Origin of the sequence: Flavobacterium araucananum (assembly GCF_002222055.1) — a bacterium.
Lineage (GTDB): Bacteria > Bacteroidota > Bacteroidia > Flavobacteriales > Flavobacteriaceae > Flavobacterium > Flavobacterium araucananum.
Map to the genome: position 1 here is coordinate 1 of NZ_MUGS01000085.1, position 5865 is coordinate 5865.

Here is a 5865-nt window from a genome sequence, read left to right on the forward strand (position 1 = left end):
AAAAAATCATGAAAAAATTAAAAAACAAAACAGCGGTAATTACAGGATCAGCTAGAGGATTAGGAAAGGCAATTGCAGAGCGATATGCAGCAATGGGTGCCAACATAGTAATTAATTATTCTAAGGATAAAACATCAGCAGATGAAGTGTTAAGCAACATTTTAGCTATGGGCGTAAAAGCTATTGCAGTGCAGGCAGACGTGAGCAAAGTAGCTGACCTTGAAAGACTTTTTGCAGAAGCCAAAGCGGCATTTGGAAAAATTGATATTGTGGTAGCCAATGCCGGAATTGAAATGGTAGAGGTTCCTGTTACCGATTTTACAGAGGAGCAGTTCGATAAAGTATTCTCTATCAATACCAAAGGCACGTATTTCACGATGCAGCAGGCAGCCAAACATATAGAAGACAATGGCAGAATTATCTATATCGCTTCAAGCACTACATCTTTCCCGGTTCCTGGAATGGCTGTTTACGGAGGAAGCAAAATTACCCCAAGATATTTGGTTGATATCTTATCAAAAGAAATTGGGCACAGAGGAGTAACAGTCAATTCAATTATTCCATTTGCAGTAGAGCATTCCGGAATTTTTGCAGAAGCTGACAGCTATCCTGAATTGAGAAAACAATTATTAGACAGCTGCCCGATGAGACGATTGGCTGAGGTTGAAGATGTAGCAAATGTTGCAGAGTTTTTTGCAAGTGATCTGTCTTCTTTTGTAAACGGCCAGCATCTTTTGGTGAACGGCGGAGCAACAAATTAATAAAATCCATTAAATCGAAAAACATGGAAACATTACTAATTGGATTATTTTTCGCCTGCGCTGCATGCGGACAATCTGTAAATAAAACAGAAAAAGTGAATACTGAGAAAATAACAAACCAAACTGCAAAAAAAGCTATCGAGGCTTTGCAAAATGCGGACCAGAATGCATGGTTCTCCTTATTTGCCGACAATGCAGAATTGTATGATGACGGGAATAAAAAGAATTTCAGAAGTTTTTTTACAAAAGCAATAGGACATGAACGATTTACCTCCATTGACAAAGTAGAGAATAATTCACTTGACATCTATGGGAAATTCCACAGTGATCTTTGGGGTAATTTCCAAACGTACTTCAAATTCCAGATAAACAAAGAAGGGAAGATCACAAAACTGCATATCGGGCAGGCAAATTACTAAGGCAGTAATGATAAGATGCATCAATAAAGAAAGATTTTAATACTACGATTATGAAAAACAGAGACAGGGGTATTATTTTCATGCCGGACATTAGCGGATTTACGCGTTTTGTAAAAGAAACCGATATGCTTGCGGGTCAAAAAGTAGTATCAAAATTACTTTCTTCGATTATTGAACACAATGAGATGCAGTTTAAGATTGCAGAAATTGAGGGTGACGCCATCCTTTTTTATCACTTTGGAAAACCATTTGCAGTGAAGAAAATACTAAACCAGTTTGATAAGATGCTGCGCGCTTTTGAACAGGTCGTAGAAGATGTCTCCAAAGATTTCCCACAGGCCAAAACGCTCTCACTGAAACTGGTAGTACATTATGGGGAACTCACACGATATGACCTTATGGGATTTCAGAAACTTTATGGCAGCACCGTTATAGAAGCACATCGATTATTAAAAAATGACATTGCGCAGCCTTGCTATGTTTTACTAACAGATGCTTATACTCAGGCAGTTTTTAAAACAAATAAAAGCAGTTCCCCTTCTTGGGACAATAAAAAAGAACTGTGCCAAATTTATGATGAACTAGGAAGTATCTGTTTTTCCTACCTACCTTTTGACTTTCCGGCAATTAAGCGCCGCAGAAAATCATTTGATAAGATAGCGGACAGTATATCCAATTCTCCAAGCCCTGTATTTACATACACCGCTTAATCAATTTAACAAGCTTATTGTGTTTCCTCAATAAGATCGTATAAATACTACGATCAGGATTTTTATGCCCTGAAATGGTCATAAAATAAAATCTTTGTCATTTGTATAAAACAATTAATGATAGAAAAAGAATCACAAAAAGGTACTTTTTAAGGCAGCCTTTAAAATGTATAAGTAATGCTTTAAAATTTGCATTTTTAAAAAATTAATAACAACAATCTTTGTATCAACAAATTAGAACAACAAATAATAACATTTAAAAAATTAAAATCATGAAAAATTTAAACAACAAAGTAGTTTTAGTAACAGGAGCTTCAAGAGGAATCGGTGCAGCAGTAGCTAAAAATTTAGCCGAAAGAGGCGCAAAAGTAATCGTTAATTATGCAGGCGGACTTCAGTCAGCGGAGGAAACAGTAGCTGCAATCAAAAATGCAGGCGGAGATGCTATCGCTATTCAGGCCGATGTGAGCAAATCAGACGAAGTAAAAGCAATGTTCGACCAGGCTATTGCACACTACGGCAGAATAGATGTTTTGGTAAACAATGCCGGAATTATGATTACAAAGCTTATCAAAGATACAACCGATGAGGATTTTACAAGACAATTTGATATTAATGTAAGAGGAACTTTCAATACGCTGAGAGAAGCTGCAACCCGTTTGGCAGACAACGGAAGCATTATCAATTTCTCCACTTCGGTAAACAGAATCATGCTTCCAAGTTACGGTACTTATGTTGCAACAAAGGCTGCAGTAGAGCAGTTGACAAGAGTTATGGCTAAAGAAGTTGGAGCTCGCGGAATCAACATCAATTCTATTTCTCCCGGACCTACAAATACCGCATTATTTACAACAGGTAAGCCTCAGGAAGTTATCGACAGGCTGGCCGCACTTTCAGCTTTCAACCGTCTTGGAGAACCGGAAGATATTGCTCAGACCGTTGCATTTTTGGCAAGTGACGATGCAAAATGGATTACAGCCCAAAACATCGGAGTAAACGGTGGAATGGCTTAATTCTAAGAAATAGCAGTAAGAATAACAATAATATAAAACATTTAACAACCTTTTAAAAAATAAAAATTATGAACAATTTACACAATAAAGTAGCACTGATCACAGGATCAGCAAGAGGATTAGGAAAAGCAATTGCAGAGCGTTATGCAGCGCTCGGAGCGGATATAGTAATCAACTATTCACGAGATAAAGCTTCTGCGGATGAAGTAGTGGAGAACATTAAAAAATTAGGATCAAGAGTAATTGCCGTACAAGCAGATGTCAGCAAAGTGGCTGATCTGGAGAGACTGTTTGCTGAGGCAAAAGCCGCTTTTGGAAAAATAGATATTGTAGTGGCAAATGCCGGAATTGAACTAGTAGAAACACCGGTGGTTGATTTTACAGAAGAGCAGTTTGACAAAGTTTTCTCAATCAATACGAAAGGTACTTATTTCACGATGCAGCAGGCAGCTAAAAATATAACCGATAACGGGCGTATCATTTATATAGCTTCAAGCACAACTTCATTTCCTGTACCCGGAATGGCGGTTTACGGAGGAAGTAAAACAACACCGAGATACCTGGTTGATATATTATCTAAGGAAATTGGGCACCGCGGAGTTACGGTAAACTCCATTATCCCTTTTGCTGTTGACCATTCCGGGATTTTCGCGGAAGCTGACAGCTATCCGGAACTTAGAAAGCAATTATTGGACAGCTGTCCAATGGGCAGACTGGCTCATGTTGATGATGTTGCCAATGCAGCTGAATTCTTCGCAAGTGATTTATCATCTTTTGTAAACGGACAGCACCTTTTGGTAAACGGAGGAGCTACAAACTAATAAACAAAAGCGGTCTGTAGAGCAATAATACCTCCAGACCGCTTTCAAAATTTAATCTTTAAAACATATATTATGAAAACCTTTCAAACAGCCGTTCTTTTCGGCCTTTTCGGAGCAGTAGCTGTCTCAATATCATTTGCTGCACAGTGGCCGACGTGGGTAATGTTTATTGCTTGGGTAAGCTACTACATCTTTGGCAGAAGCATTAAAAATTCTGCTTCTGCATTTGTTCAAATTATATTGGGAATACTGATGGGAGCTGCGATTCAATTTACTGGAATATTTTTAGGTAGTTATTTAGGATCATTTGGCCTTACGGTGTCGATCTTTATTTTCATAGGCTCGCTTGCTTATCTTTCCAAAATAAAAGGTTTGAGCAGTATTCCAGCCTGGTTTTTAGGGCTTATCGTGTTTTTCGGAATTCACCCGAAACTTGAACCGCTTTCATTGCTGGAATTAGCTATTCCTTTGCTTTTCGGATTTGTATTTGCCTTTCTAAATGATACCGCTGTTCACAAAATTCACCCTAAACCGGAACTTTAAATAAAAAACTCCTTATTTATCAAGGAGTTTCTGCTTGGCTAATGAGAGATTAATTGCCTAAGCGAGCGCACAGTTTAGCCATATCTTCACTAAGTTTCTGTTCAACTACTTTCGCATAGATTTGTGTAGTACGAATGCTTGTATGCCCAAGCATTTTAGAAACGCTTTCGATAGGAACACCATTGCTTAATGTTACAGTAGTAGCGAAAGTATGCCGGGCTATATGAAAGGTCAATGCCTTTGTTATGCCACATATATCTGCAATCTCTTTCAGGTAGCCATTCATTCGTTGATTTGAAATTACAGGGAAGACTGTACCATTATTCAGAGCTCTCGGATCATCTCTATATTTCTCCATCAATTCTATTGCCTGTGGCAGCAACGGTACACGTACACCAGTATCTGTTTTTGCCCTGCTTGTAGATATCCAAAGTCCTCCGTCTATACCTGTGATAATATTGTTGGGGGTAAGTTCAGCGAGCTCAATATAGGAAAGACCTGTGTAGCAGCTATACAGAAACATATCCCGAACATGCCTTAGCCGTTCAATGGTAAACTCTTTATTAGCTAATGCTATTAGCTCTTTGCTGTTTAATGACTCCCGTTCCACTTTGTCAAAATGCTTCTTGAAACTAGCGAAGGGGTCTTTGGACAGCCAATCGAGCTTAACAGCCATATTTATCATTTTGCGCAGCCTTTCAATATGCTTCATGATTCCGTTATTGTTAAGTGGCTTTTGGTGGTCTTTGGGAACATAATTAAAAAGGTAGCGTTCAAAGTCCAGAATAAATTTATACGTAAGCTGTGAAAGGATAATATCATTCCTGTAATATTTCTCCCTGAGAAATTTTTCTATATACCTCTGTGTTGTATAGTAGTTTTTCATGGTTCCGGGAGCCAATTTAATTACCTGTTGCTCATTGTGATATTCTATCAGTGATACCAACGTAGGTAATAGATGGTCAGTGCCCAATACCTTGTCACGGATTGCCGGACCGTCTATCGCATCATCACTCAGTACCATCTGCTGATAGGTATTTATAATCTTTGCCTTAAACTGATTAAGGTACATGTTGAGTTCAACTGTTTCTTTACGGCTTCCCTTTGCCATGCCTTTTCTTTCATCCCATTCATTTGCGTTCACAGAACGCTTTACGGAAATCTCAGTGCGTTTTCCATTTACAGTAACCCTGGCGCATATCGGCGCCTTGCCTTGCATGGAAGTTTTTTGTGCCTTTAAATAAAAGAGCACCCCAAATGTTGTAGTTGCTGTTTTCATATCTCAAAAATTTAATGTTCAGATCATTTGCACATTAAATGGGTCTCACGAAAGCTGGATTTCTGCTGAAAAACCGGCATATTAAGAGAAGCATCAAATGTTAAAATTTGAGCACAACAGACTGAAAACGATGGTATTAAAATGATTTTTGGGACCTACAAGTTAAAAAAAGAAAAGGGGTAGCCGAATAGGTCCCATTTTCTTTGATATAGCTTGAACATTTTGGAGTTGAATAAAATGGAAAAACCCCTAAAATCATACGATTTAAGGGGTTTTGACTGCCTTTGAAAGGCGTTAGTGTCGGGGTGGCAGGATTCGA

Annotated in this window: 7 protein-coding genes; 6 read left to right on the forward strand and 1 reads right to left on the reverse strand. The window is 38.4% G+C overall.

Going from position 1 to position 5865, the window contains the following annotated elements; all coding sequences use genetic code 11:
• The 6 genes from B0A64_RS23780 to B0A64_RS23805 form a co-directional block, all read left to right on the forward strand.
• A partial coding sequence (locus B0A64_RS23780; RefSeq protein WP_244285482.1) for an SDR family oxidoreductase occupies positions 1-761 on the forward strand: 761 nt, incomplete at its 5' end.
• A 23-nt stretch (positions 762-784) separates the two neighbouring features.
• Positions 785-1180 (forward strand): hypothetical protein, encoded by a 396-nt coding sequence (locus B0A64_RS23785; RefSeq protein WP_165769871.1) that lies wholly within the window; start codon positions 785-787, stop codon positions 1178-1180.
• Positions 1181-1230: 50 nt separating this feature from the next.
• Positions 1231-1890, forward strand: coding sequence for a DUF2652 domain-containing protein (locus tag B0A64_RS23790; protein ID WP_089481946.1), 660 nt, complete (start codon positions 1231-1233; stop codon positions 1888-1890).
• Positions 1891-2162: 272 nt separating this feature from the next.
• Positions 2163-2903 carry an SDR family oxidoreductase gene (locus B0A64_RS23795; RefSeq protein ID WP_089481947.1) on the forward strand — a complete coding sequence of 247 codons (741 nt, stop codon included), beginning with the start codon at positions 2163-2165 and terminating at the stop codon, positions 2901-2903.
• Positions 2904-2971: 68 nt separating this feature from the next.
• On the forward strand, positions 2972-3724 hold the full coding sequence (locus B0A64_RS23800) for an SDR family oxidoreductase (RefSeq protein ID WP_089481948.1): 753 nt from the start codon (positions 2972-2974) through the stop codon (positions 3722-3724).
• A 72-nt stretch (positions 3725-3796) separates the two neighbouring features.
• Entirely contained in the window at positions 3797-4267 is a 471-nt protein-coding gene (locus B0A64_RS23805; protein WP_089481949.1) for a DUF1097 domain-containing protein, read from the forward strand.
• A 49-nt stretch (positions 4268-4316) separates the two neighbouring features.
• On the opposite strand, the gene B0A64_RS23810 is transcribed toward B0A64_RS23805, so the two are convergent.
• Positions 4317-5546, reverse strand: a complete 1230-nt coding sequence (locus tag B0A64_RS23810) for a site-specific integrase (protein WP_089481950.1) — start codon at positions 5544-5546, stop codon at positions 4317-4319.
• Between the last annotated feature and the right edge of the window lie 319 nt (positions 5547-5865).